This is a genomic window from Methylomonas sp. BW4-1, from assembly GCF_052474385.1.
On sequence record NZ_CP184125.1, the window covers coordinates 2,815,303 to 2,840,946 of the forward strand.

Genomic DNA, 25,644 nt, shown 5'->3' on the forward strand with positions numbered 1-25,644 from the left:
GCGAGATTTGCCCGCAGGGAAGCGGCAAGGATGCCGCTCGTTTTCGGAGGGGATGGGAAGCACCTTCCGAAAACCCTCGCCAAATCCTTCGGCGCGCAGGAAACAAGCGGCAACCGGGTCGCCTTTTCTTTGGATACTTTCTTTTGGCGACGCAAAAGAAAGTATCTCGGCTGTCGGTCCGAGAACCGACTTGCAAAACAATCCGTCGCAACAGCGACACTTCTCATTAGCCCGACCCTAAATTCCCAATGGTTGTAATTACCGCGAAAACGGGAATCCAGTGGGCAACTGGGCTCCCGCCTGCGCGGGAGCGACGACATGATAAGGACCAAGGGAATAAAAACTAAAACCAGACCTCAAACATACTGCCCCGCACACCACCCCGAAGCCCAAGCCCACTGAAAGTTATATCCGCCCAGCCACCCGGTGACATCCAACACTTCCCCAACAAAATACAACCCCGGCACTTGCAAGCTCTGCAGGGTTTTCGAGGAAATCGCATCGCAATCCACTCCCCCCACGGTTACCTCGGCGGTACGATAGCCTTCGGTAGCATTCGGCTTGATCGTCCAGTGGTGCAGATTTTCCGCGATCGCGTTCAGGTCTTTGTCGGCGCAATTAGCAACGGCTATATCCAACTGCCGCTCGTCCAATAAGGCTTGTAACAAGCGTTTGGGTAAGTAGTCGGCCAGTAAATTTTGGATTTTTAATTTGCTGCCTTGCCGCCGCTTTTCTTTCAATGTCTCCGCCAGATCCATATCCGGCAATAAGTCTACATGCAGCGCTTCGCCGGGATGCCAATACGAGGAGATTTGCAGGATGGCCGGCCCGCTTAAACCGCGATGGGTGAACAAAATATTTTCTTTAAACGACTGCTGTTGATTGCTTATCCGGCAAGGCACGGCGATACCGGTCAGCGGAGTAAAGCGCTCTGAATCGCCTGGTTGCAGCGTTAACGGCACCAAACCGGCTCGGGTCGGCCAAACTTTGATGCCGAATTGTTCCGCGATTTTATAACCAAACGGCGTGGCGCCCATTTTCGGTATCGATAAGCCGCCGCTGGCAATGACCAAGGCTGATGCAGACATCACACCGCTACTGGTGTTCAGTAAAAAATCGCCGTCGTCGCGTTTCTCCAATCGCTCCACCCGACAATTTAACGCCAGCGTCGCGCCAGCTTGCCCGCATTCTTTTAACAGCGCATCCAGAATATCCTTGGCGCTATTGTCGCAAAACAATTGCCCGTGCAGACGTTCGTGAAACGGTATTTGGTGGCGCTGTATAAAGCTCAAAAAATCCCATTGCGTGAAGCGGCTAAGCGCCGACTTGCAAAAATGCGGGTTATTGGAAATGTAATTTTCCGGGGCTATGCTGTAGTTAGTAAAATTGCAACGGCCACCACCGGACATCAGAATCTTTTTGCCCGGCCTGTTGGCATGTTCCACTATCTTCACCCGCCGGCCGCGCTTGGCGGCTTCGATAGCGCACATTAAGCCGGACGCGCCGGCTCCGACGATAATGACATCAAATTTATCCATGGCGCGTAACTTGTAATGACTCAAAAAAATAGGTAAAAAGTGGGGTATTCTAACCGCAATACCCGGCATCACGAGACGCCGACAAGCTACTCAAGGCGTTTCCCGCAGCCATCATTTAACTTCAACACTTCGACAAGGCCATAATGACTCCAAAATACAGCTATTCATTCAATACGGGCGACGGCAAAAACAAGGCATTACTGGGCGGCAAAGGCGCAAACCTTTGCGAAATGACGCAAATGGGCTTTAACGTACCGCCGGGCTTTGTCATCACCACCCAAACCTGTCTGACTTACCTGGAAAACAAACAGTTACCCGCCGATCTGATGGATGAAGTTCGTCAGCAAATCGCCGAAATCGAGCAACTGAGCGGTAAATCGTTTGGCGGCGCCAACGACCCGCTACTGGTTTCGGTACGTTCCGGCTCGGCCATCTCGATGCCGGGCATGATGGACACCATTCTGAACTTGGGCTTGAACAAGCAAACCCTGGCCGGCTTGATCGAAATGACCGACGACCCGCGCTTTGCTTACGATGCCTATCGCCGCTTCATCCAATTATTCGGCAAGGTAGCGCTGGGTATCGACGACGAAAAATTCGACGTCCATTTCAACAACGTTAAGCGTGCGGCCGGCATCAAAGCCGATGTGGCGTTGACTGCCGACCAACTCCAGGAAATTAGCGAACTGTTCCTGACCGTGGTGCATGAGGAAACCGGTCGGCCGTTTCCGGAAGACGTTTACCAACAATTGGAGATTGCCATTCGTGCGGTATTTAATTCCTGGCTGGGAAAACGTGCCGTCGATTACCGCCGCGAGTTTCACATCACCCCGGACATTGCCAACGGCACCGCCGTGAATATCGTCACCATGGTATTCGGCAATATGGGCGACGACTGCGCCACCGGCGTCGGTTTCACCCGCAACCCTGGCACCGGCGTCAACGAGATGTACGGCGAATACCTGGTCAATGCGCAAGGCGAAGACGTGGTCGCCGGCATTCGTACCCCCAAACCGGTTCACGAAATGGCCAAGGAAATGCCTGAGCAATATCGGCAACTGGTGGAGCTGCGCAATAAACTGGAAGCGCATTATCACGAGGTGCAGGATTACGAGTACACCATAGAGCGCGGCATTCTGTATTGTTTGCAAACCCGAAACGGCAAAATGAACGCGACCGCGATGGTGAAAACCTCCATCGATATGGTGGCGGAAGGCCTGATAAGCAAAGAACAAGCGCTGCTGCGGATCAATCCCGACATGCTGGAACAATTGCTGCATCCGCAATTGGCCCCCAATCACGAAGTCAAAGCCATTGCCCAAGGCCTGCCGGCTTCGCCAGGCGCGGCTTGCGGCCATTGCGTATTCGACGCCGACACGGCAGTTCGCTTGGGTAAAACCGGCCAAGATTTGATTTTGCTACGCGAAGAAACCAAACCGGAAGACATCCACGGCTTTTTCGCTGCACAAGGCATCTTGACCAGCCGCGGCGGCAAAACCTCGCACGCTGCGGTGGTGGCGCGCGGCATGGGTAAAGCCTGCGTGGCTGGTGCTGAAGACATCAAAGTCGATGTCCGCGCCCGCTTGGCTATCGTCGGCGACATCCATATCAAGGAAGGCGACCTGATTACCATAGACGGCAGCAACGGTAATATCTATTTGGGCCGGATCCCAACCATTCCGCCCTCATTCTCTGAGGAATTAAAAACCTTGCTGGGCTGGGCCGACAGCATAGCCCGCTTGCGTGTGCATGCCAATGTCGACACGCCGGAAACCGCGAGACTGGCGGTCAGCTACGGCGCCAAAGGTGTCGGTTTGTGCCGTACCGAACGCATGTTTAACGCCGCCGACCGTTTACCCTTAGTGGTAGATATGATTCTGGCGCACAACACCGAAGAACGCGAGGCGGCTTTAGCCAAACTGTTCCCGATTCAACGCGATGACTTCCAACAGTTGTTCGAAGCCATGTCGCCGCACCCGGTTACCGTGCGTTTGCTGGATCCACCCATGCACGAGTTTTTGCCCAATGAGCACCAATTGATTGATGAGCTGGATGCGCTGAAACACTACCTGACCATCGTCAAAGGCCAACGTGTCACGCTGGATACGCTGGCGCACCCGGCGGAAATGCCGGCACCGTTCAATATGCTGAACGAAGACGTGATTTTGGAAGCGATCAGTAAAAAACAGATGATGCTGGATAAAGTGCTGGAGCTGTACGAAGTCAACCCAATGCTGGGTCATCGCGGCGTCAGGCTGGGCATGAGCTATCCGGAAATCTACAAAATGCAGATCCGCTCAATTCTGGAAGCGGCGGCATTGTGTGTGAAACAACGGATTCCGGTCGAACCGGAAATCATGGTGCCGCAGGTGATCACCGCACAGGAATTGAAAACCGTGAAAACCTATGTCGACGAGATTCAAGCCGAAGTGGAAGCGCAATACAAGCTCAAGCTCAACTTCAAGTTCGGCACAATGATTGAAACGGTGCGGGCATGTACCCGTGCCGACCGTCTGGCCGCGACAGCTGCTTTCTTTTCATTCGGCACCAACGATTTAACCCAAGCCACTTTTTCATTCTCCCGCGAGGATGCCGAGAACAAATTCTTACCGCTGTACGAAGAATCAGGCCTGCTGGAAGACAACCCCTTCGAAACACTGGATATTGAGGGCTTGGGCAAACTGATGAAAATGGCCGTGGAACTGGGTCGTCAGCAGCGCCCGGATTTGAAAATAGGCATTTGCGGCGAACACGGCGGCCATCCGCGTTCGATTAAATTCGTTCACGACTTAGGCTTGAACTATGTATCGTGTTCCGCGCCGCGCATTCCCGTGGCTCGCTTGGCAGCGGCTCATGCCAAACTATTGGAAAAACATTCGTAACTAGACACATGGCAAGGGCCGGTCAAACACCGGCCCTTGCCATCGTTTCAAACCCGGCGTTTGCCAACCCGGTTTCTACCGGTGGCCTTGGCATCGTATAGCGCCTGATCCGCCGCGTGCAGCAGGCTTTCGAAAGATAGGTCGTCACTCGGAACGATACTGGCAACACCAAGACTGATAGTCACAAATTCGGAAATTTTGGAAGCCGGATGCGGCAGACGCATATTCTCCACGGCTTTACGCAGAATTTCGGCCAACACCATGATTTGTTCGGCATCACAAGCCGCGACCACGCAAAACTCTTCGCCACCGTAACGTGCAATCAAATCGCCCGGCCTTCTAAAGAAACGCTTCAAGGTTTTAGCCACTTGCCGCAAACAATGATCGCCCTCGATATGTCCGAGATTGTCGTTGTATAGCTTGAAGAAATCGATGTCTATCATGATCATCGAGATAGGATATTTATGCCGCAAGGCGCGCTTCCATTCCCTTTTTACAAAGGCATCGTAGTAACGGCGATTGGGTAGCAAGGTCAACGAATCCAGATACGCCAGTTGCATACGGCTTTTGGCTTTATCCAGGCGCTGGCTTAGTCTGGCTTGCGCCAAATAAGACAACAGCAATACGATCAAACCGATAACTGCCACAATTGCATGGGTGATTGTCAAATGCTCCAGACGCTCGCTCACAAAAGCATCGATACTGGCACTGGGAATACTGACACTAATACCGCCGCGAATTTCGCCCTCTTTATAGCCTTGCCGCTGATGGCAAACCAGACAACTTTGATCGACATGCAGCGGCGCCATGTAACGATAAAAAGATTGCCCGTTGATAGTGCCGATACTGCTCACACTTTTTTGACCTTGCTGGAACGCCAACAATGCCTCTGCTTCCCATTGGTCCGGCCGATTTTCCGGGCGAATCGGATTAAAACCGGTAATATGAAAGGCAATATCCGATTCGTCACCCATTTCCGAGAGCTGCCGAGTCATATAAGCTGGATTAATTAAAGTCAGGTGCTTGCCATCGGTGGTCTCTACATCGCGATGAGGAACTTCCAGGTAAGGATTGGGCTGAGTACTCTCGGTGATAGGCACGTAAACGCCGCCGTGCAACGCATTCCATTTTCTGATCAAGACGATATGATCGAAAAACATCTCGGCTTGGCGCGTGGCAATTTTTTGCGCGTACTGTTTGGTATCCGTGACTTGCTGGTAAAGGTTCAGGCTAATCAACAAAATCCATAGCACTGCATAAACCAGGAATGTAATCCTTCTCATTTATTGCCTCAAAATTACTTATAGCCGCTCGCAAAAGTCCGCCGAGAAACCGCCAAACAACCACACTATGGCGCTTAACCGCGCGCATTAAAAACACACAAAATTTATTTGGTAATTCGATTTGAAATGGGTTGTTTATGCTGGCACTATAACTTACCGCATCCACAAAATGAATGAACCCAATCACCCTTTGCAAAATGACCGACCAAGCAACTTTCCCGGCACCAGAGCATGACCATAACGTATGCATCCACAGGGCGATAAGTGTAGCCGAACAACTTTGCTTAACGCGCGGCGTACAACTGACCCCCATCCGCCATAAGATTTTGGAGCTGATCTGGAACAGTCATAAGGCCGTTAAAGCCTACGACTTGCTGGATCAAATCAGGCCGGTAAACGACGCCGCAAAACCCTCGACAGTCTACCGGGCCTTGGATTTTCTGTTGGAACAAGGCCTGATTCATCGGGTGGAGAGTTTAAATGCGTTCGTCGGCTGCCACTGCTCCGGCACTCAACACGATCAACTACTGTTAATCTGCACCGCCTGCCATACGGTTCAGGAGCGCGCCGCGCCTTCGGTACTCAGCGCATTATCCAAAGAACTTGGCGATGCCGGCTTCGTACCGCAGCGTAAAACCATTGAAATTCACGGCTTGTGTAAAACCTGCCACCCCGCCACCAACACGGCTGAAGAACAGGCTATTCAATAACCCGCCAAACATTGACCTAGATCAACGCTTGTTCCTTAGAAAACTTTATATTAAGCCCATGTCACGCGATTTCCTACCGTTGACATGATCCTCTTGAAAGATAGATGCTTCGGCGGGCGAGTTCTCTCTCCCGCCTTTTTTTTGCGATATTATCCTCTATAATCGCCGCCCTACCCGACACATCTATCCCCGGCATGCTTACCGACAGTCAAAAAGCTATTCTTTTGCAGACCACGCTAAGTTCGAACGATCTTGGTGAGAATCGTTTTTGCGAATTGTGCACACACGCGGATTTGCTGCATACCGTCACGGACAGTGAATTAGTGACGTTCCTGGAGATTGCCAACGCTTTGTATCGCGGCGGCGAACCGATTATCAGCGATGCCGATTACGACTTCGTTTATCTGGCAGAACTGAAAAAACGTCAGCCCGAGCATCCGCTGCTGCACACAGTCGAGCCGGAACCCGCTTTCGCGGGTAAAACCGTCGATCTGCCAACCGTGATGCTCTCCACCGACAAAGCCTATAGCCGCGAAGAAGTGGAGCGTTGGGCCAGCCGTATCGAGAAGGCTGCATTGGAATTGGATAAAAACTTTGCCGAACTGACTTTTAAAGTCACGCCCAAATTGGACGGCTACGCAGCCTATGACGACGGCCGGATGCTGTATACCCGTGGCGACGGCCGCAAAGGTACCGACATCACCCGCGTATTCGAACGCGGCTTACAAGTCGCCAATCAAGGCCCGCGCGGCCTGGGTGCCGGAGAGATCGTGGTCAGCCGCAGTTATTTCGACGCTAATCTGGCCGAATTTTTCGACAATGCCCGTAACTTCCAAGCCAGCGTGATCAAGGAAAAGGAGTTGGACGAACATGCCGAACGCGCCATCGCCGATCATGCGGCGGTGTTTTATCCGTTTGCTATATTGCCTTGCTGGGAGGGAGTCTGGCAGGACCTGATCGACAACTTCGAAACCATCGTCAAAGACATCTGGCATAAGCTGGATTACGACGTGGACGGCGTGATTCTGGAAATCGTCGACGAGCAACTCAAGCAAGCGATGGGCGCCACCCGCCACCACCACCGCTGGCAACTGGCTTATAAGGAAAATCTGGAAACTGCCGAAGTCAAAATCCTCAGCATCACCCCGCAAACTTCGCGTTCCGGGCGCATCACGCCGGTAGCGGAATTGGAACCGGTCCGCCTTAGCGGCGCCCTGCTTTCCCGAGCCACCGCCCATCATTACAAAATGGTGCTGGATAAAGGCATAGGCCCTGGCGCGCTGATCCGCTTGGCCCGCTCCGGCGAGGTCATCCCCAAAATCGAGGAAGTACTGCGTCCGGCCGAACCGCAAGTACCCAGAGCCTGCCCCAGTTGCGGCCACGAATTGATTTGGGACAACGATTATTTAGTCTGCCCCAACAACCTGGAATGCCCGGCGCAAATCAGCAACAGCATGGAACATTTCTTTCGGGTGCTGAAAAACAACGACGGCTTCGGGGCTGCGACCATCAAAAAGCTTTACGAAAACGAAATCCGAAGCGTCGACAAAATCTACGCCTTAACCGCCGCAGAATTCGAAAGCATGGGGTTCGGTCCCAAACAATCGCAAAACCTGGTTGATCAATTAGTGCGCAGCCGCAACGAAGCCATCGAAGACTGGCGCTTTCTGTCGGCCTTCGGCGTATTTCGAATGGGCCTAGGCAACTGCGAACGGCTGTTGGCGCATTATGCGTTGCCGGAGATTTTCAATCTCAGCGAAGCCAACATCGTCGCGATCGAAGGTTTTGCGGAAAAAACCGCCGCAGTGATCACCCAAGGTTTTGCCAAAATCAAACCCTTGTTCGATAGCCTGATGTCACTGGGTTTTAATCTAACCTCGACGCAAAACCAGGCCACCGACAACGCCCATCCGTTAGCCGGCAAAACCTTGGTCTTCACCGGCACCTTACACAGCGGCAGTCGCGACGACTTGAGCAAGCAAGCCAAAGGCAAAGGCGCTAAAGTTGGTAGCTCGGTGTCGGCGAAAACCGACTATCTGGTCGCTGGCGACAATGTCGGCGCCAATAAAACCAACGCCGCTCGCGAGAAAGGCGTCAGCGTCATCAGCGAACAAGAGTTTCTAGCCTTGCTGAATGGAGACGGCTTATGAGCCGCAACCGCCCGGTGGTAGTCTGTTTTTCCGGCCACGATCCCAGCGGTGGCGCCGGTGTGCAAGCCGACATCGAGGCCATAAATAGCCACCAATGCCATGCGGCTAGTGTGATTACGGCGTTAACCGAACAGGACAGCCGCAACGTCAAGACGCTGATTCCGCAACAGCCCGCAGACATTCTCAGCCAAGCACAAACGCTGTTGGCGGACTTTAAAGTCTCCGCGTTCAAAATCGGCCTGATCGGCGACGCCGGCGTTGCTGTAGCGATTGCGCAAATTTTGCGGCAACATACGGCTATTCCGGTGGTGCTGGACCCGGTACTGGCAGCCGGCGGCGGCACTGCATTGGCCGGCCAGCAATTAATTGATGTTATCGTCGAGCAACTGCTACCGTTGACTACCTTATTGACGCCCAACAGCGAGGAAGCCCGCCGTCTGTCCGGGCAAAACGATTTGGGCGACTGCGGCCGTTTCTTGCAGGGCAAAGGCGCCGAATTCGTGCTGATCACAGGCACCCACGAGAGCTCCGAGCTGGTACACAACCGCTTATACATGCCCGACGACCTGCATGAAACCTTTAATTGGGAGCGCTTGCCGCACAGCTATCACGGCTCGGGCTGCACGCTGGCCAGCGCCAGCGCCGCCCTGCTGGCTCAGGGTCTTGATGTGTTTACCGCCGTCAGCGAAGCTCAGGAATTTACCTGGCAATCGCTGGCCGCCGCCTACCGTCCCGGACAAGGCCAACACAATCCTGACCGCTTATTTTGGGTAGAAGCATGAAGTTTCCGCGCCAGGGCTTGTACGCCATCACCCAACCCGAAAACAAAACGATTGCCCAAGTCGTAAAAGACGTCGAAGCGGCCTTGCGCGGCGGGGCTAGAGTGATTCAATACCGCGACAAAAATCCGCTGGATGCGCCGCAATTAGCGAGGCTTTTGTTGGAAGTTTGCCACGCTTACGATGCTCCGCTGTTGATTAACGACAGTGTCGAGTTGGCGATGAGTATCGGTGCTGACGGTGTGCATCTAGGTCGCGACGATGGCGAAATCGCTGCAGCGCGGCGCCTGTTGGGTCCAGACGCCATCATTGGGGTATCGTGTTATAACGATGTGGACAAAGCCAAGAACATGGCCGCTGCCGGCGCCGACTACGTCGCATTCGGACGCTTCTTCCCGTCCGGTTCAAAACCATTGGCCGCCCCCGCCGACATTATCAGCCTGCATCGCGCCAAACAATTTATAAATGTGCCAATAGTCGCCATCGGCGGCATTCTGCCGGAAAATGGTGGAACTTTATTGGCGGCCGGCGCAGACTTATTGGCGGTGATAGGCGGCATATTTGACCATGAACCGGAAGCGGCCGCGCGCGCCTACCAAGCCTTATTCAACCCTCAAGCGGAGTAAATAACATGCCAGAACATGTCTATCAAAAAGTCGAACTAACCGGCTCATCCAGCCTAGGCATCCAACAAGCCATCGAGAACGCCGTCGCCAAAGCCGGCGAAACCATCCAAAACATGCGTTGGTTTGAAGTTGTGGAAACCCGCGGCCATATCGATAACGGCAAGGTCGCGCATTGGCAGGTCACCATTAAAGTGGGTTACACGCTGCCGCACTAGGCGATTAGACGCCGCTAAAGCGAATATAACGCCTTAGCGGCGAGCCGGCAGCCCACACAAACGCCTCGGTGTAATAATGCATCAAGGCCAAATATCCAAGAAAACCCAAGGTGACGGCTTTATAAATTTGCGTGGAAAACAGGGTTTGCAGCAATAAATTGACCAGATCGTCGCCATAAGCCTGTAACAGGTAGGTCAACACAAACGACAGCAGCGGCAATACCAGCCAAACAGGTAATCGAATTGCCGTTGCCGCCCGGAACAAATTATTCTGCGGCTGTTCGCCGTGACGATTCACGTCGTGAGTCACGTAAAAACTATAAGCGGTGATGTCGTGCACCAAACGGGGCATCAAGATCGCCAGGAAATAATACTGCTGGCTGTAAACATACCAACTGCTAACGACCAGCAGTGTGTTAGCCCACAAAAAATAGATACCCAAGCGGTCGGCACGTAACGTTGGCAAAACACCGTGCTGATAACCAAAGCCGTCGTCAGCACGCTGGCAATTTGCAACACTTGGGCGGCTTGTTCCGGCTCCAGGCTGTTTTTCAGAAAAATCCCCATGTAAATGAAGATACCGGCACCGACGCTGAGCCACAGTTGCAGGTAAAACGCCCAGCCCGGCAAGCGGCACGCGGCTTTGGCGATACCATGCTGTTGTTTCAAGACGTGGTAGACCGTCCAGCAGGCAGTAATGATGTACAGTGCGCGATAAGGAATAAACAGGCTGCCGATGCCGAAAAACACCATGATGAACAAAGTCATGGCGATTAATTTGCTTTTAAAGGCTTGCAGATAGTCCTGGTGGCTGACCAACAACAGATTACTGGCCACTATATGCGGAGTACCGAACAAAATTTGAAACAACAAAAAATGCGTGGGGCTACTGGGCAGCATATCGCGTAATGCGAAATTAAAGCCGAATTCGTCTACCCAAAGGACCAATAAGCACAGTGGCACAATGGCGTACAAACTCAGTAAAAAGCGGAAAGACACCGCCAGTTTATTGCTACTTTTTTGCTCGGGGAATGAAATGATCTGCGCAACCACGGTGCCACCTTGTTATTATTTTTTAGGCAGCGGCTATTATCACCATTTTGGGTAATGACTCAATATCTATCTGATTTTTAACTGGTAACACGACAGGGAATATTACTTGCGCTTGCCTTGCAAACCGCCGGTATGGATTGCCACTATCCGCTGCCCAGCCGGGAAATACCCCTTCCGGATTAAATCGTAGAGCGCAAACAGCAATTTTCCGGTGTAGATCGGTTCCAGCTCGATACCGTGTTGCCGTTGAAAATCCTGCATAAACGCCAACAAAGCCGGCGTCGTTTTGGCGAAACCGCCGAAATGGTAATCCACCAGAATTCGCCGGTCCGCATGACTGATGATTCCCTGATTATTCAGCAATTGCTCGACATCGTCGATTAGAAAGTCGCCACCCTTCAGCGCTGCCGCACCGATAGCCTGTTGAGTTAGCGGCGAGGTAAGCAAACCTGCCAAAGTGGTGCCCGTGCCGCAGGCAACGACCAGCGTATCAAAGCCGACGTCAATTTCATCGATCAGTTCGGCAACGCCTTGCAAAGCCAAGTCGGTGGCTCCACCTTCCGGCAGCCAATATTGGCCGGCCTGCAGTTCAGGTAAGCTGTCGTGACCTTTGTAATCGCGCAATTGCCGGTAGTCGCTACGCGACACAAAACGCAGCTCCATGCCCCAATCAAGCAGATCATGCAGCGTGGCATTAAGTTGCGCGGGCTGCTCGCCGCGAATATAGCCTATGGTTTTCAGCCCCAAGGCTTTACCGGTAAAAGCCAGAGCGTGTAAATGATTGGAATAGGCGCCGCCCATGCTGACGATAGTGTCGGCGCCATTGTGTAAGGCCTGATTGAGGATATATTTGAGCTTACGCCATTTATTGCCGGAGATAATCGGATGTAGCAAGTCATCGCGCTTGATCCACAACTCCAACTGTCGGTCCGCTAATTCCGGGTCGTTGATCTTAGTCAGCGGCGATACCGCCAATTTAGCCTGCAATTTCTGTAGCCGCGGATGAAGATCGGTCACTGTGCCTGCTTGATGGCCCACGCCACATCCGCTGCCTGCCGGTTGGCTTTGACATCATGAACCCGAAATATTTGTACTCCCGCCATCACCCCTAACGCCGTGGTCACGGCTGTCGCGGTAACCAACTCTGCGGGTTCGCTGACATTGCAGATGCTACCCATGAAGCGCTTGCGGTCTGGTTCCCAATAACACGGGATAACCCAAGTCGACGAAGCGGGATAAATGCGCCAACAGATCGATATTGTCCTGTTTGCCTTTGCCAAAACCGATCCCTGGATCTATCGCGATGTTTTCCGGCAACACGCCTGCCGCCAATGCTTCTGAAATGCGTTGTTGCAAAGCGGTGAGTACCTCGGTCAACACGTCGTCGTAATGCGGCCTATCTTGCATGGTTTTGGGCGTGCCCTGCATATGCATCAGGATGATGGGAACTTGCGTTGTTGCCGCAAAAGCCAACATCTTAGGGTCGCCTTGGCCGGCCGAGACATCGTTGATGATACTCGCCCCCGCCGTCACCGCTGCTGCTGCAACCTGGCTTAAGGTGGTATCTATACTGATTTGAACTTGGGGATTGTTCGCACGGATCGCGTTAATCACCGGCACCACTCGGCGAATTTGCTCATCCGCCATAACGGGATCGGAGCCAGGCCGCGTCGACTCACCGCCGACATCGATAATATCGGCGCCTTCAGCGATCATTTTTTCAGCTTGAGCTATCGCTGCCACCACGCCAGTAAATTTGCCGCCATCGGAAAAACTATCGGGCGTGACATTGAGTATCCCCATCAGTTGGGGAGCGTGGATAGCATTGAACATGTTTGAAAACTCCTCGATAGCCGCAAACGTTTAGTTTACCGTTGTCGAGTCGTTTTTAGAATTTACCGGCTGCCGTTTTCGCCTTACCGATAACGGTGCCACCCCGCCGGGAGGCAGGATGGCACTCAATCGTTAAACTCTGAGCAGAGCTTTGGCAAGTTTTTCTGAAAGCTGTTCTTCAACAAATTGCGGCTCGTTGGGTGGGTACAATTCCACTTCATCGATTTCGAACCCGTATTCCTTACCCAATAACAATAGCTCCTTGATTTTGAGACAGGCTTTCAGCTTTTCTTTCAAGCCCTCATCGCTTTTGGATTTTTCAGAAAACTCTTTGATAACCTTGATTGACATTGATAACTCCGTGATAACTCTGAAAGATGGATAAAATCCAATCTCTCCTAAGCAAAAAATCGGCCATATCTATATGACCGTTATTTTTCATGCGGTTCATGGCGTTACAAATCAACAAACCCGGCAACAATCGCGTCTATTCACACACAATTCATGAGAAATTTGTCGGGTATACGACAATTGTCTGCTCTATCAAGCAACAATTCGCAAGGAGGATTTTGGCTTAATCTTGCGCCGCCACCGTGCGGTAAGCGGAATGATAGTAAAGCAAAGGCTCGCCTTCCCGGCACACTACCCTATCGACTTCACCGATAATCACCCAGTGGCTACCAGCCTGAACTTGTTGCACTACCCGACACTCCAGTGCCGCCAGAGCTTCGTTCAAAATAGGCGCGCCATTTTCACCGGCTTGCCAAGCAATGCTGGCAAAGCGCTGTTCTTGGGTGGTACTGCCGGCAAATTGATTGGAAACGTCTTCTTGTGCACTATTCAGAATATTCACGGCGAAGCGGCGGCTTTCCAACAAAGCAGCACCAGTATCGGTCGCTTGGTTAAGGCAAACCAATATTTGCGGCGGCTCCACGGACACGCTGCTAAACGCCGTGGCGGTCATGCCTCGGGGCTGATTATCGCGCCCTTGGGTTGTCACCACTGTCACACCGCTGGCCCATAATTTCAGGGCATTTTTAAATTCTTTGGCTTCAACGCTCATAATTTTCTCTTAGATCCAATAGCGATAACACGGCATAGTCGTCTGATTGTGACATCAGTTTTTGGGACGCATGTGCGGGAACAACAGCACGTCGCGAATGCTCGGTGAGTTGGTAAACAGCATCACCAAACGGTCGATACCAATGCCCTCGCCCGCGGTCGGCGGCATACCATGCTCCAGCGCGGTAATGTAGTCGGCATCGAAATGCATGGCTTCGTTGTCGCCAGCTTCTTTTTCCTCGACCTGTTTCTGGAAGCGCTCGGCTTGGTCTTCGGCGTCGTTCAACTCGGTAAAGCCGTTGGCAATCTCGCGGCCGCCGACGAAGAATTCGAAACGGTCGGTGACATGCGGATCGTTGTCGTTACGGCGCGCCAACGGCGACACTTCCACCGGGTAAGCAGTGATAAAGGTCGGATTCATCAAACGGTGTTCGACGGTTTTTTCGAAAATCTCGATCTGTACCTTGCCCAAGCCATAACTGTCTTTCACCGGAATCTTTAAATTCTCGGCAACTTTCACGGCCGCTTCCCGAGTCGTCAGATCAGCCAAAGTCAATTCGGGGTTGAAATGCAGGATGGATTCCAACACCGTCATCCGCACGAACGGCTGGCCGAAATCGTATTGATCGCCTTGATATTCGATGATGCTGTTGCCGACCACGTCTTCGGCGATGCCTTTCAGCATCGCTTCGGTCAGGTCCATCAAATCGCCGTATTCGGCGTAGGCTTGGTAGAACTCCATCATCGTGAATTCGGGGTTGTGGCGGGTCGACAAACCTTCATTGCGGAAGTTACGATTGATCTCGAACACCCGCTCGAAGCCGCCGACCACCAGCCTTTTCAGATACAGTTCCGGCGCAATCCGCAGATACAACTCCATATCCAGCGCATTATGGAAGGTAGTGAACGGTCTTGCCGTCGCGCCGCCGGGGATGACTTGCATCATCGGCGTTTCCACTTCCAGGAAGTCGCGCGCGATCAAAAATTCGCGGATGTAATTGACGATTTTCGAGCGCATCAGGAAGGTTTTGCGCGTCTCGTCGCTCATGATCAAATCCAGATAACGCTGACGGTATTTGATCTCTTGATCGGCGATACCGTGGAATTTTTCCGGCAGCGGCCGTAAGGCTTTGGTCAGCAGTCGAATGTCATCGACTTTGACGCTGAGTTCGCCGACCTTGGTTTTGAATAAGATGCCTTCCGCACCGATAATGTCGCCGATATCCCACTTCTTGAACTGGTCGTTGTAAACCCCTTCCGGCAGATTATCGCGCGCGACATAGACCTGTATCTGTCCGGACATATCCTGTAAATGGCAGAAACTGGCTTTGCCCATGATACGCCGCGTCATCATCCGCCCGGCGATCTTCACCCGAATCGGTTCGGCTAATAATTCCTCTTCGGATTTATCGCCATATTCGGCCAGCAATTCGCCGGCCACCACATTACGCCGAAAATCGGTCGGAAATGCGATACCTTCTTCGCGTAGTGCGTTTAGTTTTTCGCGGCGTTGTTTGATCTGTTCTTGTTCGTCGTGTTCGAGTTCTGACATTTTCAAAAATTATTAATAGAGATAAATTAGGCTTAAATTTAGCGACTTAAGGGCAACAACCTTACTCTTTCGCGCAATTCGTCGGCAACGATCAAAGCACCATTATCAAGCTCCGTTTTGAAGCGGTGCAACAATTCAATAGCTCTCGGTCCGAGCACTTGTGGTGAAATATTTTGGGTACGAATTTGAAACACGCTCGGTGCTTCCACACCGGTCAACGCTAACAGCGCGCCAAAATCCAAATCGTGGGTAAATACCAGGGCTTCATTTTCCCTGGCCCATTTAAATAACTGAACGTCTGGAGCATCCGCAGGGCCGACTGTGGACCAGTGTACGGAATCGAACCCTGCTTGGTTTAGCACACCTGTCCAAGCAGGGGATAAATTCATGTCCAATAATATTTTCACGCGGCATTCAATGGTAACTCAATCTCCTCGGCTCTCCACGCGGCGAAACGAAGGGCTTCCGTAACATCATCGGCTTCCAAATAAGGGTACAACTCCAGTATCTGTTCGGTCGAATAGCCACTGGCCACCAAACCAACAAGCATTCCCGCTGTCACCCTTAGTCCTCGCAGACAGGGTTTTCCGCCCATCACCGTAGCGTCAAACGTAATCCGTGAAAAACCTTTCATAGTCCCTCCGACAGTAAATTCAGAGCTTGAAGTAAAGCGGGAGCGTTTCCCTATGATGCCCAGTGTGCGTCAATCAGTTTTAAGTAATGCTAGAATCGCAACAATTAGGCTTGCAAATGCTATCACCAAAGAAGCGATTGCGATTTTGTTGGATATTGTCGCTTGAGCTAAAGCACGCTCGGCCATGCGCCGACGTTCTTCTGCTCTAATCATTTCATGAACCCAAGGGTCTCCAGAATGCCCATACGCATCCACGAGTTCATGATCAGATAAAGATGAAAATTCGTTGTTATTTTGTGTCATTCAAACACACCACTCATGCTTTGGCGACGACGTAATTAATGATTATCAAACTTACAACCCGCTCTTCAAACTAGCCTCAATAAACTGATCCAGCGAGCCATCCAAAACCGCCTGGGTATTGCCGGTTTCGACATTGGTACGTAGGTCCTTGATGCGGGATTGATCCAATACGTAGGAGCGAATCTGGCTGCCCCAGCCGATGTCGGACTTGGAATCTTCAATCGCCTGCAAGCCTTCGCTACGTTTCAGCATTTCCATCTCGTACAGTTTGGCTTTTAGCTGCTTCATCGCAGTGTCTTTATTTTTGTGCTGCGAGCGGTCGCTTTGGCATTGGGTGACGATACCGCTGGGGCCATGGGTAATCCGCACCGCCGATTCGGTCCGGTTGACGTGCTGGCCACCGGCACCGCTGGCCCGGTACACGTCAATACGCAAATCGGCGGGATTAATATCAATTTCGACGTCATCGTCGATTTCAGGTGAGACAAATACCGAGGCAAACGACGTGTGGCGGCGGTTGCCGGAATCGAACGGCGATTTTCTCACCAAACGATGTACGCCGGTTTCGGTGCGCAGCCAGCCAAAGGCATACGGCCCTTCGAACTTGATAGTCGCGCTCTTGATGCCGGCCACGTCGCCAGGCGATTCTTCAATGAGCTCGGTTTTAAAGCCCTTGGCCTCGCCCCAGCGTAAATACATCCGTTCGATCATGGATGCCCAATCCTGGGCCTCGGTACCACCGGAACCGGCCTGAATATCCAAAAACGCATTGTTTGGGTCCATTTCCCCGGCAAACATGCGTTGAAATTCCAACGCCGCGACTTTCTTTTCGTACTCTTCGAGATCGGCGGCCACGGTATCGACGGTATCTTCGTCGTTTTCTTCCACCGCCATCAACAGCAATTCTTCAGCGTCGGACAGGCCTTGTTCCAGTTCCAGGATAGTATTGACAATGCCTTCCAACATTGCCCTCTCCTTACCCATGGCTTGCGCTTGTTCCGGCTTATTCCAGATCGCCGGATCTTCCAGCTCGCGCAGCACTTCCACCAAACGCTCACTTTTTGTATCGAAATCCAGATAGCTTTTCAGACCGGCGCTACGCTCACGCAGGTCGGCTATCTTGTATTTAATGGGATTAATTTCTTGCATGAACTCTCAAAACCGAAACAGATACCCCAACGGGGCAGCATACGCCGGGCAGCCCCGGCGATTGAAAGTCGGGGATTATAAACGATTAAGCGACAGGCTTGGGCTGATGGTTTTTCATAGACCAAACGATGCAGCCAATGCCGGCCAGCACGAACGGCATACTGAGTAGCTGGCCGGTGGTGAACATCACCCCGGTGTCGTACATGGCTTGCTCGGTTTTAAAGTATTCCAGAACAAACCGCACGCTGAACAGCATGCTGATGAAACAGCCAAACACAAAACCGGGCTTATCTGCGTGTTTTTTATAAATCGCCAACGAAATCCCATAAATCAGCAGATAACACACTGCTTCGTATAGCTGTACCGGATGACGCGGCAGCGGATCGATCCGCGCAAACACCACGGCCCAGGGTTGTTCTGACGGAATCCCTAAAATCTCGGAGTTGAAAAAATTACCGATGCGAATCAGCGCACCGGCCAACGCAGTCGGGATACTGACGCGATCCAACAACCAGAAATAACTATCACCGTATTTGCGCCGGTATAAATATAAAGCCAGAATGATACCCAGCGTCGCGCCGTGACTGGCCAACCCACCTTCCCAGACTGCCAGGATTTTCAAAGGGTGAGACAAATAATAAGCAGGATCGTAGAGCATGGTATGACCCAGGCGCGCACCGACGATGGTAGCAATCACCATGTACCAAAGCAAGGTATCCAGCTCTTCGATGTTCTTACCTTCACGCTGGTAAATCCATTGCATGGTTAAAAAACTGCCGACAAAGCCGGATGCGAACATCAAGCCGTACCAACGGATTTTCAAGAAGCCGAAGTCGACGAGAATAGGGTCTATATTCCAGATGAAGTGTTCCATGATGATGCGGGAGTTGTTACGGTTGAATCGCGAAAGATCGGGAATTCTAACGCCGACTGGCTTTTTTCGCCGTTTATCTTTTGCCTGGCGCCGGTTTAGTTAGGATTCTCGACTTGTATCCGGCCGTCAACTATCCGTACCGCAAAAGTAGCCACATCTTCGTAAGCCGGCGCACATTTTACCGCGCCGGTTTTCACGCAAAACCGGGCGCCGTGGCGCGGGCAAACAATTTCGTCGCCGTCAAGCTCGCCACTGGCGATTTCAGCGCCGTCATGGCTGCACACGTCTTCGATCGCATAACACTGTCCATCGATTTTAAAAACCGCCACATCGGTACCATCGACATCCACCAGCACATGCTCCCCGTTTGCCAGTGCCGATTCGGCCACCACATCTATCCAATCACTCATGCTTGCCTCGTTTGGGTTTAAGTTTCGTCTGCAAAGTCATTTCAGATAAACATCGTATCTAAGCAATTTACCCTGATAAGTTTCGCTAGGCTTGCCGCCCAGCGGCTCCGCATAGTCGGGGCTTTTCACTACCACCCGCTTGCCGGTAGCTTGCCAAGCAGTCGCGAACAATTCCGCCCTATCCAGGTCGTCCCCCAATATATCGCGCAGTATGGCCATCGATTTCCGGGTTGCCGCGGTTTGCTTGCGCTTGGCTGGAAACATCGGGTCCAGATAAATGCAATCCGGTGTTTCCGATAAACCCGCGAGTAATTCGATGGCATTTCCAACCAGTAACTCGGGCGTTTGCAGTTGCCGGTTTAGCACCCAATCCTTCCGCGCCAGACGCCGAAAACCATCGGCAATCAGTTCAGCCATCACCGGCGAGCGCTCGATGCAGGTCAGTTGATAACCCATGCGAAATAGCGCCAAGCTATCTTGGGCCCAGCCTGTGGTGCCATCGACGACGGTTTTGGTTTTCTTGCCGATGGCCTGCGCCAACAAGTCTTTTTTGGGAGCTGGGTAGGAATGCTGCTCGCCGGGACGCGGATCGACATCCACCGCCAAACCACCCTTTTTCAGGGTTTGTTTATCCAGCAACTTCAGACAAGCATCCCGATAACAAAGAAAGAACGTTTGCGGCAATTCAGCGGGTAAACTTTGCAAGGCCAGCAAAGGCCAGCCCAAGCGTTCGGCGAGAGCCTGACTGGTGGACAACACCGAGTCATCGGCACAAACCACCGCCCCCTGTTCGGACAAACTCGTCACGCGGGCGGAATTACTCGGTGGAAATAGACTGCGCTTCGTTTTTCAAAGCGGCATCCAAGGTATGCCAAGCCAAAGTCGCGCATTTCACCCGAGCCGGGTATTCGCGCACGCCGGCCAACACCGCCAGTTTACCGATGGCCTCCAGATTGATTTCCTCGGTTTTGCCGGTGGTCATTTCGTGAAATTGCTTGAACAAGGCATCGGCCTCGGCTTCAGTTTTGCCTTTAACAATTTCGGTCATCAACGATACCGACGCCGTGGAAATCGCACAACCGGAACCTTGAAAACTGGCGTCGCTGATCACGTGATCGTCGATTTTCAAAAACAAAGTCAGCCGATCACCGCACAAAGGGTTGAAGCCTTCTACTTGGCGATTGGCATCTGCCATCACCCGGAAATTGCGCGGATTGCGGTTGTGGTCGAATATGACCTCTTGGTATAGATCGCGTAAATCTTCAAACATTAGCCAAACACCTCTATTAGGGACTTGATGCCTTGCATCAACACATCGATTTCTTGGCGGGTATTGTACATGGCAAACGAGGCCCGCGCCGTGGCCGGTACGCCGTAAAAATCCATCACCGGCATCGCGCAATGATGGCCGGCGCGGATGGCAATACCCAAACTATCCAGCATGGTGCCAATGTCGTGCGGGTGAATCCGATCCAGCGTGAACGACAAAATTCCGCCCTTGTGGGTCGCCTGGCCGATGATGTTCAGACCCTTGATCCGCTCGGCTTGCTGCGTGGCGTAATCCAGCAGCTCGGCCTCGTAAGCGGCGATGTTGTCCATACCAATACCGCTGACATAGTCGATAGCCGCGCCCAAGCCGATGATTTCGGCGATGGCCGGGGTGCCGGCTTCAAATTTATGCGGCAGACCGGCGTACTCGGTTTTTGCGAAGGTCACCTGCCGTATCATATCGCCACCACCCTGGTAGGGTGGCATCGCTTCCAGCAAAGCCAGCTTGCCGTAGAGCACACCTGTGCCGGACGGTCCATAAATCTTGTGGCCGGAAAACACGTAAAAATCGCAATCCAGGGCTTGCACATCCACCGCCATATGCGGAATGGCCTGCGCACCATCCAACAGCACCGGAATGTTTTTGGCGTGGGCGGCCGCGATGATCTTCTCAACGGGATTGATGCTGCCCAAAGCATTGGACATCTGGGTGATCGCCACCAGTTTGGTATTGGCGTTCAACAGTTTTTCGAATTCGTCGAACAGCAACTCGCCCTGCTGATTCATCGGCGCGACTTTCAACACCGCACCGATTTGCTGGCAAAGCATTTGCCAAGGCACGATGTTGGCGTGATGTTCCATCGCGCTGATGATAATTTCGTCACCGGCTTTGAGTTGCGATTTGCCGTAGCTCTGCGCCACCAGATTGATCGCCTCGGTCGCCCCGCGCACGAAAATAATTTCCTTAGTGCTGGCGGCATTGATAAACGCCCTGACCTTTTCCCGCGCCCCTTCAAACTTATCCGTAGCGCGGACGCTTAAGGTGTGCACGCCGCGATGGATGTTGGCATATTCGTGACTATAGGTGTGCACGATGCTGTCGATGACCGCTTGCGGCTTTTGGCAACTGGCGGCGTTATCCAGATACACCAAGGGTTTGTTACGGATGGTTTCGCCGAGGATGGGAAAATCGGCGCGGATTTGTTCTACTGGAAATATGCTCATCGCTAACTGTTTGGTTTAATTGATTTCGTCTGTACTAAACACTAGAATCGAGTAAGTCGATTCGCTAATGGGATAACTCTATGGTCGCCGTCTTTCCGCAAAAACACCTCACCGACATCGCCGAATGGCACCGCATGGGCGAGGCCGGAATTTTTCCGCCCGAAAGCCGTTTGGAATTGATTGAAGGAGAAATTCTCACTATGGCACCTATAGGATTCAATCATGCTGGCCACGTCAATCGCTTAAATCGTATTTTTGCCAATTTATGGAATCAAGGTGTAGCCGTCCGCATACAAAGCCCACTCCAATTGGGCGACCTTTCGGAACCAGAGCCGGATTTGACTCTAGTCAAACCAGATGCCGATGATTACACGACCCGCCACCCTGAAGCCGCCGACGTCTTATTACTAGTCGAAGTCTCCGACAGCACACTGCGCTTCGACCGCACTCAAAAACTGCGGCTGTATGCCACCCACGGCATTAACGAATACTGGATCGTCAATCTGCTCGACCAGTGCCTGGAAGTGTATCGGCAACCGCAAGACGGCGACTATCTGGATCGATCCGTGCTGACAACCGCCGATAGCATCGATCTGGTGGCGTTACCGGCGCTTCAGGTCTCGGTAGCGGCTATCTTATAAACTGATCGCCGGAAACCGCACCAATAGCTGCTCCAACAGCAAGGCTTTTAATTCGGCGTTATCAACCTTATCCACCATCTCGTTGGCAAACGCAAACGTCAAAATGTTTCGGGCCGCCTCTTCATCCAGGCCGCGCGATTGCAGATAAAACACCGATTTTTCTTCCAACTGCCCTACCGTCACCCCGTGCGAACATTTCACATCGTCGGCGTAAATTTCCAACTGCGGCTTGGTGTCCACTTCGGCATCCGCCGATAACAGCAGGTTGCGGTTGTTCATTTCCGAATCGGTACGCTGCGCATCTTCGGCTACGATCACCCTGCCTTGAAACACCCCACGCGCCTTGTTATCCAACACGCCTTTGTAAAACTCGCGGCTAATGCCGTGCGGTTTTAGATGCTTAATCCGCGTGTGATTGTCGATATGCTGGCGCTTGCCGGCCACAAATAGCCCGTTCAATGAACACTCCGCTGCGGTATCCAGATCACTATGAATATCGCTGCGCGCCAGGCCGCTGCCCAAGGCAAAATTGTGGTGATTGAAGCGGCTATCCCGCGCCTGCTTCACATAGGTACCGCCAAAATGCTGGGCTTTTTCAGTTTCCAGCTGCACTTTATACAGCGTCAAACCCGCATTGTTGCCCAATAGGCATTCGTTAACCGAGGCGGTGAAATAACTATCAACGCTACCCACATAGGTTTCGATGATTTCCGCTTCGGCTTGCTCGTTGATCACTAGCAAATTACGGGGCGCCGCCAGCGCATCGGTCTGGGTCACCACATGCAGAATCTGCAATGGCCGGTCCAACTGCTGCTTGGCCGCCACTTCGATCAGCACACCGTCGGTAAACCAGGCATTATTGAACGCCACTAGATTATGTTCAGCGCTGCTCACAGCTTGACCCAATCTGCTTTCCAGCCAGGCGGGATTATCTTGCAAAGCCTGTTTCACACTGGAAACAGACACCTGGCCTGACAAATCTTGCAGCCGAGACAAGGACGCGGAAAATTGGCCATTAACCAACACCACACTCGCAGCATCCTCCAAGCGATATTGGTTCAACCAATCTTCATCGACCAGCTGGCTGGCACTGGGCGCAAACACGGTTTTATTCAACGCCGACAGATTGGTATAACGCCACTCTTCTTCGCGATTGCCGGGAAAACCGCTGACCGCGAAAGTCTGCAAGCCTTGCTGTCTAAAGCCTTGCAACCAAGGCAAATCCAGGCCCGGCAAGCTAGCCGCCAACGCCGGATAGGCTGTCAAATACGCCGCGCCGCTCATGCCGCTTGCCCTTCCAGCCAGCTGTAACCGCGCTCTTCCAATTCCAGCGCCAGTTCCGGGCCACCGGATTTGACGATTTTGCCGTCGGCCAACACATGCACGACATCAGGCTTAATGTAATCCAGCAAGCGTTGGTAATGGGTAATCATCAGGAACGAACGCTCGGCGGAACGTAGCGAGTTAACGCCTTCGGCCACGATACGCAGCGCGTCGATGTCCAATCCCGAATCGGTCTCGTCGAGAATGCACAATTTCGGCTCCAGCACCGCCGCCTGCAAAATTTCGTTACGCTTCTTCTCGCCGCCGGAAAAACCTTCGTTAACCGCGCGGTACAAAAACTTCTCGTCCATCTGCAACAATTTGACCTTGCTTTTGACGATGGTCAGAAAATCCATCGCATCCACTTCCGGCAAGCCGTGATGCTTGCGCATGGCATTGAGTGCGGCCTTCAACAGATAAATGTTGCTGACGCCGGGGATTTCCACCGGGTATTGAAACGCTAGAAACACGCCTTCGCGGGCGCGGATTTCAGGGGCCATCTCCAGCAAATCTTTGCCGTTGTTGGTCACGCTGCCTTCGGTGACTTCGTAACCGGGCTTGCCGGACAATACGTGCGACAAGGTGCTTTTACCGGCACCGTTGGGGCCCATGATGGCGTGGACTTCGCCTGGGTTTATGTCCAGGGTTAGGCCTTTTAAGATGGGTTTGTCGTTGATGGTTACGTGGAGATTTTTGATGCTGAGCATACGTTTAGTCACCTAAGTTTTTTAAATAATTCCGAACCTAATCGTTCCCACGCTCCGGCGTGGGAACGCAGCTTTTGACGCTCCAGCGTCATCATTAGCCTGGCTAGGTTGAATAACCCAGCATTTAAATTATGTGTCGCTAACGCGACGGTTTTTTAAAGTCGGGTCTCGGCCCGACAGCCGAGATACTTTTCTTTGCTTGTCCAAAGAAAAGTATCCAAAAGAAAAGACACCCGGATGCCGCTTTGACCCTGCGCTCCTCGCTTTTGAACGGGGTTGTCGAAAGGGGCTTCCTGCCCCTTCGGCAACGTGCGGCATCCTTGCCGCACCCCTTCGGGCTGATCCGTTCAAAAGCTCCGGTGCTCGGCGCGGCATACGGGAAAAAACCATCCCGAAAATTAAAGCTATAAATCAAAATAGTAGGTCCGATTAGCGAAGCGTAATCGAACGTATGTTTAAAATTGGATCTATTAGTTAAATACCTAAATATATTGCCAAAACAGAAAGACTAATCGTTTATTCAAATTCATTCGTCCGATTACGCTTCGCTAATAGGACCTACACTGGCTCGGCTACAATTCAAATGCCTCGATTTGAATTTCAATGCCAATATTCTTCTTTTTTAACCTTTCTATCTCAGAATTAATATTATCCATGTCTTCCTGTAAATAAGTTTTTGGCTTCCCATAAACTCCCAATTTCATCTGCTGCATAACTATACTTAAATCAATCTCAAAAGGCTTATTAAACTTCGCTTCTTTTTCAAATAAAGCCTGCTTAGAAAACTCGAGTTGAGAAATTCTAGTTAGATTCAAACTATGCAGAGCGGTCAAAGCAGCTAGCTTAACTTGCGCCTTCTGAGCTTTTGTTGAAACCTCAAGTAACTGCCTAGTATCTTGCAACTCTTTTTTTTGCAGTTCGTAAGTCTTACAAATTAGATAAAACGCAAATCCTGCGACAATTGGACTGAGGGTACCGCCAACATAACTACCAAAAGCACCCCAAACTTGAACGTCATCTGCAACACGGTCGTTAAAATTGAGAAAATAACTAACAAACACGAGTACAAATGCAACTAAAACACTTACGTAGATTACGATCATCTCTGTGGTCTTGAAAAGTTTTCCCACCAATTTGCTCATTTTTAACTCGTCTCAACTCACAAACTAAACCTCTTAGAAATAAGGGCTTATTCCCCTGATGCAGCTCATAGGATGTGCTGAACACAGTGAAACGCATATGTCGCGAACGATGCGCCTCCTGTCGTCGGCACATCCTACAAATTCATTCAACATCAAAAAATATCCAACTACTTTAAATCTGCGACGGGGTTGTTCCCGTTATTCCGCCCCGAGCATCGCAGCTTTTGGCGAGATCAGCCCGCAGGGGAGCGGCAGGGATGCCGCTCGTTTTCGGAGGGCCAGGGA

General features: G+C 52.0%; 27 protein-coding genes and 1 pseudogene. 7 read left to right on the forward strand and 21 right to left on the reverse strand.

The window, feature by feature from the left end; genetic code table 11:
• Positions 1-356: 356 nt before the first annotated feature.
• Positions 357-1,538 carry an NAD(P)/FAD-dependent oxidoreductase gene (locus ACH5Y9_RS12970; RefSeq protein ID WP_445366360.1) on the reverse strand — a complete coding sequence of 394 codons (1,182 nt, stop codon included), beginning with the start codon at positions 1,536-1,538 and terminating at the stop codon, positions 357-359.
• 143 nt (positions 1,539-1,681) lie between these two features.
• Between ACH5Y9_RS12970 and ppdK the strand changes: the two genes are divergently transcribed.
• Positions 1,682-4,420 (forward strand): pyruvate, phosphate dikinase, encoded by a 2,739-nt coding sequence (ppdK, locus tag ACH5Y9_RS12975; protein WP_445366361.1) that lies wholly within the window; start codon positions 1,682-1,684, stop codon positions 4,418-4,420.
• Positions 4,421-4,467: 47 nt separating this feature from the next.
• On the opposite strand, the gene ACH5Y9_RS12980 is transcribed toward ppdK, so the two are convergent.
• The gene (locus ACH5Y9_RS12980) at positions 4,468-5,703 is read right to left on the reverse strand and encodes a diguanylate cyclase domain-containing protein (protein ID WP_445366362.1); all 1,236 of its coding nucleotides are present in this window, start codon (positions 5,701-5,703) and stop codon (positions 4,468-4,470) included.
• Between the two features lie 173 nt (positions 5,704-5,876).
• Between ACH5Y9_RS12980 and ACH5Y9_RS12985 the strand changes: the two genes are divergently transcribed.
• The 5 genes from ACH5Y9_RS12985 to ACH5Y9_RS13005 all read left to right on the forward strand — a co-directional run bounded on the left by ACH5Y9_RS12985 (position 5,877) and on the right by ACH5Y9_RS13005 (position 10,183).
• Positions 5,877-6,413, forward strand: coding sequence for a transcriptional repressor (locus ACH5Y9_RS12985; RefSeq protein ID WP_051670098.1), 537 nt, complete (start codon positions 5,877-5,879; stop codon positions 6,411-6,413).
• 194 nt (positions 6,414-6,607) lie between these two features.
• Complete coding sequence (locus ACH5Y9_RS12990) at positions 6,608-8,563, forward strand: BRCT domain-containing protein (RefSeq protein WP_445366363.1); 1,956 nt, start codon at positions 6,608-6,610, stop codon at positions 8,561-8,563.
• Complete coding sequence (gene thiD, locus ACH5Y9_RS12995) at positions 8,560-9,345, forward strand: bifunctional hydroxymethylpyrimidine kinase/phosphomethylpyrimidine kinase (protein WP_445366364.1); 786 nt, start codon at positions 8,560-8,562, stop codon at positions 9,343-9,345. Before ACH5Y9_RS12990 ends, thiD begins: the two co-directional genes overlap by 4 nt.
• A complete protein-coding gene (thiE, locus tag ACH5Y9_RS13000; RefSeq protein WP_445366365.1) occupies positions 9,342-9,968 on the forward strand; it encodes a thiamine phosphate synthase in 627 nt (208 codons plus the stop codon). The genes thiD and thiE overlap by 4 nt, the downstream gene beginning before the upstream one ends.
• Before the next feature lie 5 nt (positions 9,969-9,973).
• Positions 9,974-10,183 carry a dodecin gene (locus ACH5Y9_RS13005; RefSeq protein WP_033157405.1) on the forward strand — a complete coding sequence of 70 codons (210 nt, stop codon included), beginning with the start codon at positions 9,974-9,976 and terminating at the stop codon, positions 10,181-10,183.
• Between the two features lie 4 nt (positions 10,184-10,187).
• On the opposite strand, the gene ACH5Y9_RS13010 is transcribed toward ACH5Y9_RS13005, so the two are convergent.
• The 16 genes and pseudogenes from ACH5Y9_RS13010 to ACH5Y9_RS13085 all read right to left on the reverse strand — a co-directional run bounded on the left by ACH5Y9_RS13010 (position 10,188) and on the right by ACH5Y9_RS13085 (position 21,546).
• Positions 10,188-10,535 carry a hypothetical protein gene (locus ACH5Y9_RS13010; protein WP_445366366.1) on the reverse strand — a complete coding sequence of 116 codons (348 nt, stop codon included), beginning with the start codon at positions 10,533-10,535 and terminating at the stop codon, positions 10,188-10,190.
• Positions 10,535-11,236, reverse strand: a complete 702-nt coding sequence (locus ACH5Y9_RS13015) for a hypothetical protein (RefSeq protein ID WP_445366367.1) — start codon at positions 11,234-11,236, stop codon at positions 10,535-10,537. The genes ACH5Y9_RS13010 and ACH5Y9_RS13015 overlap by 1 nt, the downstream gene beginning before the upstream one ends.
• 102 nt (positions 11,237-11,338) lie before the next feature.
• Positions 11,339-12,274 (reverse strand): 1-aminocyclopropane-1-carboxylate deaminase/D-cysteine desulfhydrase, encoded by a 936-nt coding sequence (locus ACH5Y9_RS13020; protein ID WP_445366368.1) that lies wholly within the window; start codon positions 12,272-12,274, stop codon positions 11,339-11,341.
• Positions 12,250-13,069, reverse strand: a pseudogene (folP, locus tag ACH5Y9_RS13025) (dihydropteroate synthase). Before folP ends, ACH5Y9_RS13020 begins: the two are co-directional and overlap by 25 nt.
• Before the next feature lie 132 nt (positions 13,070-13,201).
• On the reverse strand, positions 13,202-13,420 hold the full coding sequence (locus tag ACH5Y9_RS13030; protein ID WP_033157401.1) for a Nif11-like leader peptide family natural product precursor: 219 nt from the start codon (positions 13,418-13,420) through the stop codon (positions 13,202-13,204).
• 223 nt (positions 13,421-13,643) lie between these two features.
• Complete coding sequence (locus ACH5Y9_RS13035) at positions 13,644-14,132, reverse strand: flavin reductase family protein (RefSeq protein WP_445366369.1); 489 nt, start codon at positions 14,130-14,132, stop codon at positions 13,644-13,646.
• A 54-nt stretch (positions 14,133-14,186) separates the two neighbouring features.
• On the reverse strand, positions 14,187-15,683 hold the full coding sequence (gene lysS, locus ACH5Y9_RS13040; RefSeq protein ID WP_445366370.1) for a lysine--tRNA ligase: 1,497 nt from the start codon (positions 15,681-15,683) through the stop codon (positions 14,187-14,189).
• Positions 15,684-15,721: 38 nt separating this feature from the next.
• On the reverse strand, positions 15,722-16,078 hold the full coding sequence (locus tag ACH5Y9_RS13045; protein ID WP_445366371.1) for a DUF5615 family PIN-like protein: 357 nt from the start codon (positions 16,076-16,078) through the stop codon (positions 15,722-15,724).
• Positions 16,079-16,086: 8 nt separating this feature from the next.
• Complete coding sequence (locus ACH5Y9_RS13050) at positions 16,087-16,317, reverse strand: DUF433 domain-containing protein (RefSeq protein ID WP_033157397.1); 231 nt, start codon at positions 16,315-16,317, stop codon at positions 16,087-16,089.
• Between the two features lie 69 nt (positions 16,318-16,386).
• Positions 16,387-16,620 carry a hypothetical protein gene (locus ACH5Y9_RS13055; RefSeq protein ID WP_129871371.1) on the reverse strand — a complete coding sequence of 78 codons (234 nt, stop codon included), beginning with the start codon at positions 16,618-16,620 and terminating at the stop codon, positions 16,387-16,389.
• A 51-nt stretch (positions 16,621-16,671) separates the two neighbouring features.
• Positions 16,672-17,769 carry a peptide chain release factor 2 gene (gene prfB / locus ACH5Y9_RS13060; protein ID WP_171694740.1) on the reverse strand — a complete coding sequence of 366 codons (1,098 nt, stop codon included), beginning with the start codon at positions 17,767-17,769 and terminating at the stop codon, positions 16,672-16,674.
• 85 nt (positions 17,770-17,854) lie between these two features.
• On the reverse strand, positions 17,855-18,643 hold the full coding sequence (gene lgt / locus ACH5Y9_RS13065; RefSeq protein ID WP_319960541.1) for a prolipoprotein diacylglyceryl transferase: 789 nt from the start codon (positions 18,641-18,643) through the stop codon (positions 17,855-17,857).
• 95 nt (positions 18,644-18,738) lie between these two features.
• Positions 18,739-19,053 (reverse strand): non-heme iron oxygenase ferredoxin subunit, encoded by a 315-nt coding sequence (locus ACH5Y9_RS13070; protein ID WP_171694738.1) that lies wholly within the window; start codon positions 19,051-19,053, stop codon positions 18,739-18,741.
• A gap of 36 nt (positions 19,054-19,089) precedes the next feature.
• On the reverse strand, positions 19,090-19,851 hold the full coding sequence (locus ACH5Y9_RS13075; RefSeq protein WP_445369892.1) for a class I SAM-dependent methyltransferase: 762 nt from the start codon (positions 19,849-19,851) through the stop codon (positions 19,090-19,092).
• A gap of 19 nt (positions 19,852-19,870) precedes the next feature.
• Complete coding sequence (sufU, locus tag ACH5Y9_RS13080; RefSeq protein WP_033157393.1) at positions 19,871-20,323, reverse strand: Fe-S cluster assembly sulfur transfer protein SufU; 453 nt, start codon at positions 20,321-20,323, stop codon at positions 19,871-19,873.
• A complete protein-coding gene (locus ACH5Y9_RS13085) occupies positions 20,323-21,546 on the reverse strand; it encodes a SufS family cysteine desulfurase (protein WP_445366372.1) in 1,224 nt (407 codons plus the stop codon). The genes sufU and ACH5Y9_RS13085 overlap by 1 nt, the downstream gene beginning before the upstream one ends.
• An 80-nt stretch (positions 21,547-21,626) precedes the next feature.
• Here ACH5Y9_RS13085 and ACH5Y9_RS13090 point away from each other — a divergent pair, with 80 nt between their 5' ends.
• The gene (locus ACH5Y9_RS13090) at positions 21,627-22,187 is read left to right on the forward strand and encodes a Uma2 family endonuclease (RefSeq protein WP_445366373.1); all 561 of its coding nucleotides are present in this window, start codon (positions 21,627-21,629) and stop codon (positions 22,185-22,187) included.
• Here the strand turns inward: ACH5Y9_RS13090 and sufD are convergent.
• The 3 genes from sufD to ACH5Y9_RS13105 all read right to left on the reverse strand — a co-directional run bounded on the left by sufD (position 22,182) and on the right by ACH5Y9_RS13105 (position 25,359).
• Entirely contained in the window at positions 22,182-23,471 is a 1,290-nt protein-coding gene (gene sufD / locus ACH5Y9_RS13095) for a Fe-S cluster assembly protein SufD (RefSeq protein ID WP_445366374.1), read from the reverse strand. The two genes, ACH5Y9_RS13090 and sufD, sit on opposite strands and share 6 nt — an antisense overlap.
• Positions 23,468-24,217, reverse strand: coding sequence for a Fe-S cluster assembly ATPase SufC (gene sufC, locus ACH5Y9_RS13100; RefSeq protein WP_445366375.1), 750 nt, complete (start codon positions 24,215-24,217; stop codon positions 23,468-23,470). The genes sufD and sufC overlap by 4 nt, the downstream gene beginning before the upstream one ends.
• Positions 24,218-24,789: 572 nt before the next feature.
• Entirely contained in the window at positions 24,790-25,359 is a 570-nt protein-coding gene (locus ACH5Y9_RS13105) for a hypothetical protein (protein ID WP_415878709.1), read from the reverse strand.
• Positions 25,360-25,644: the final 285 nt, after the last annotated feature.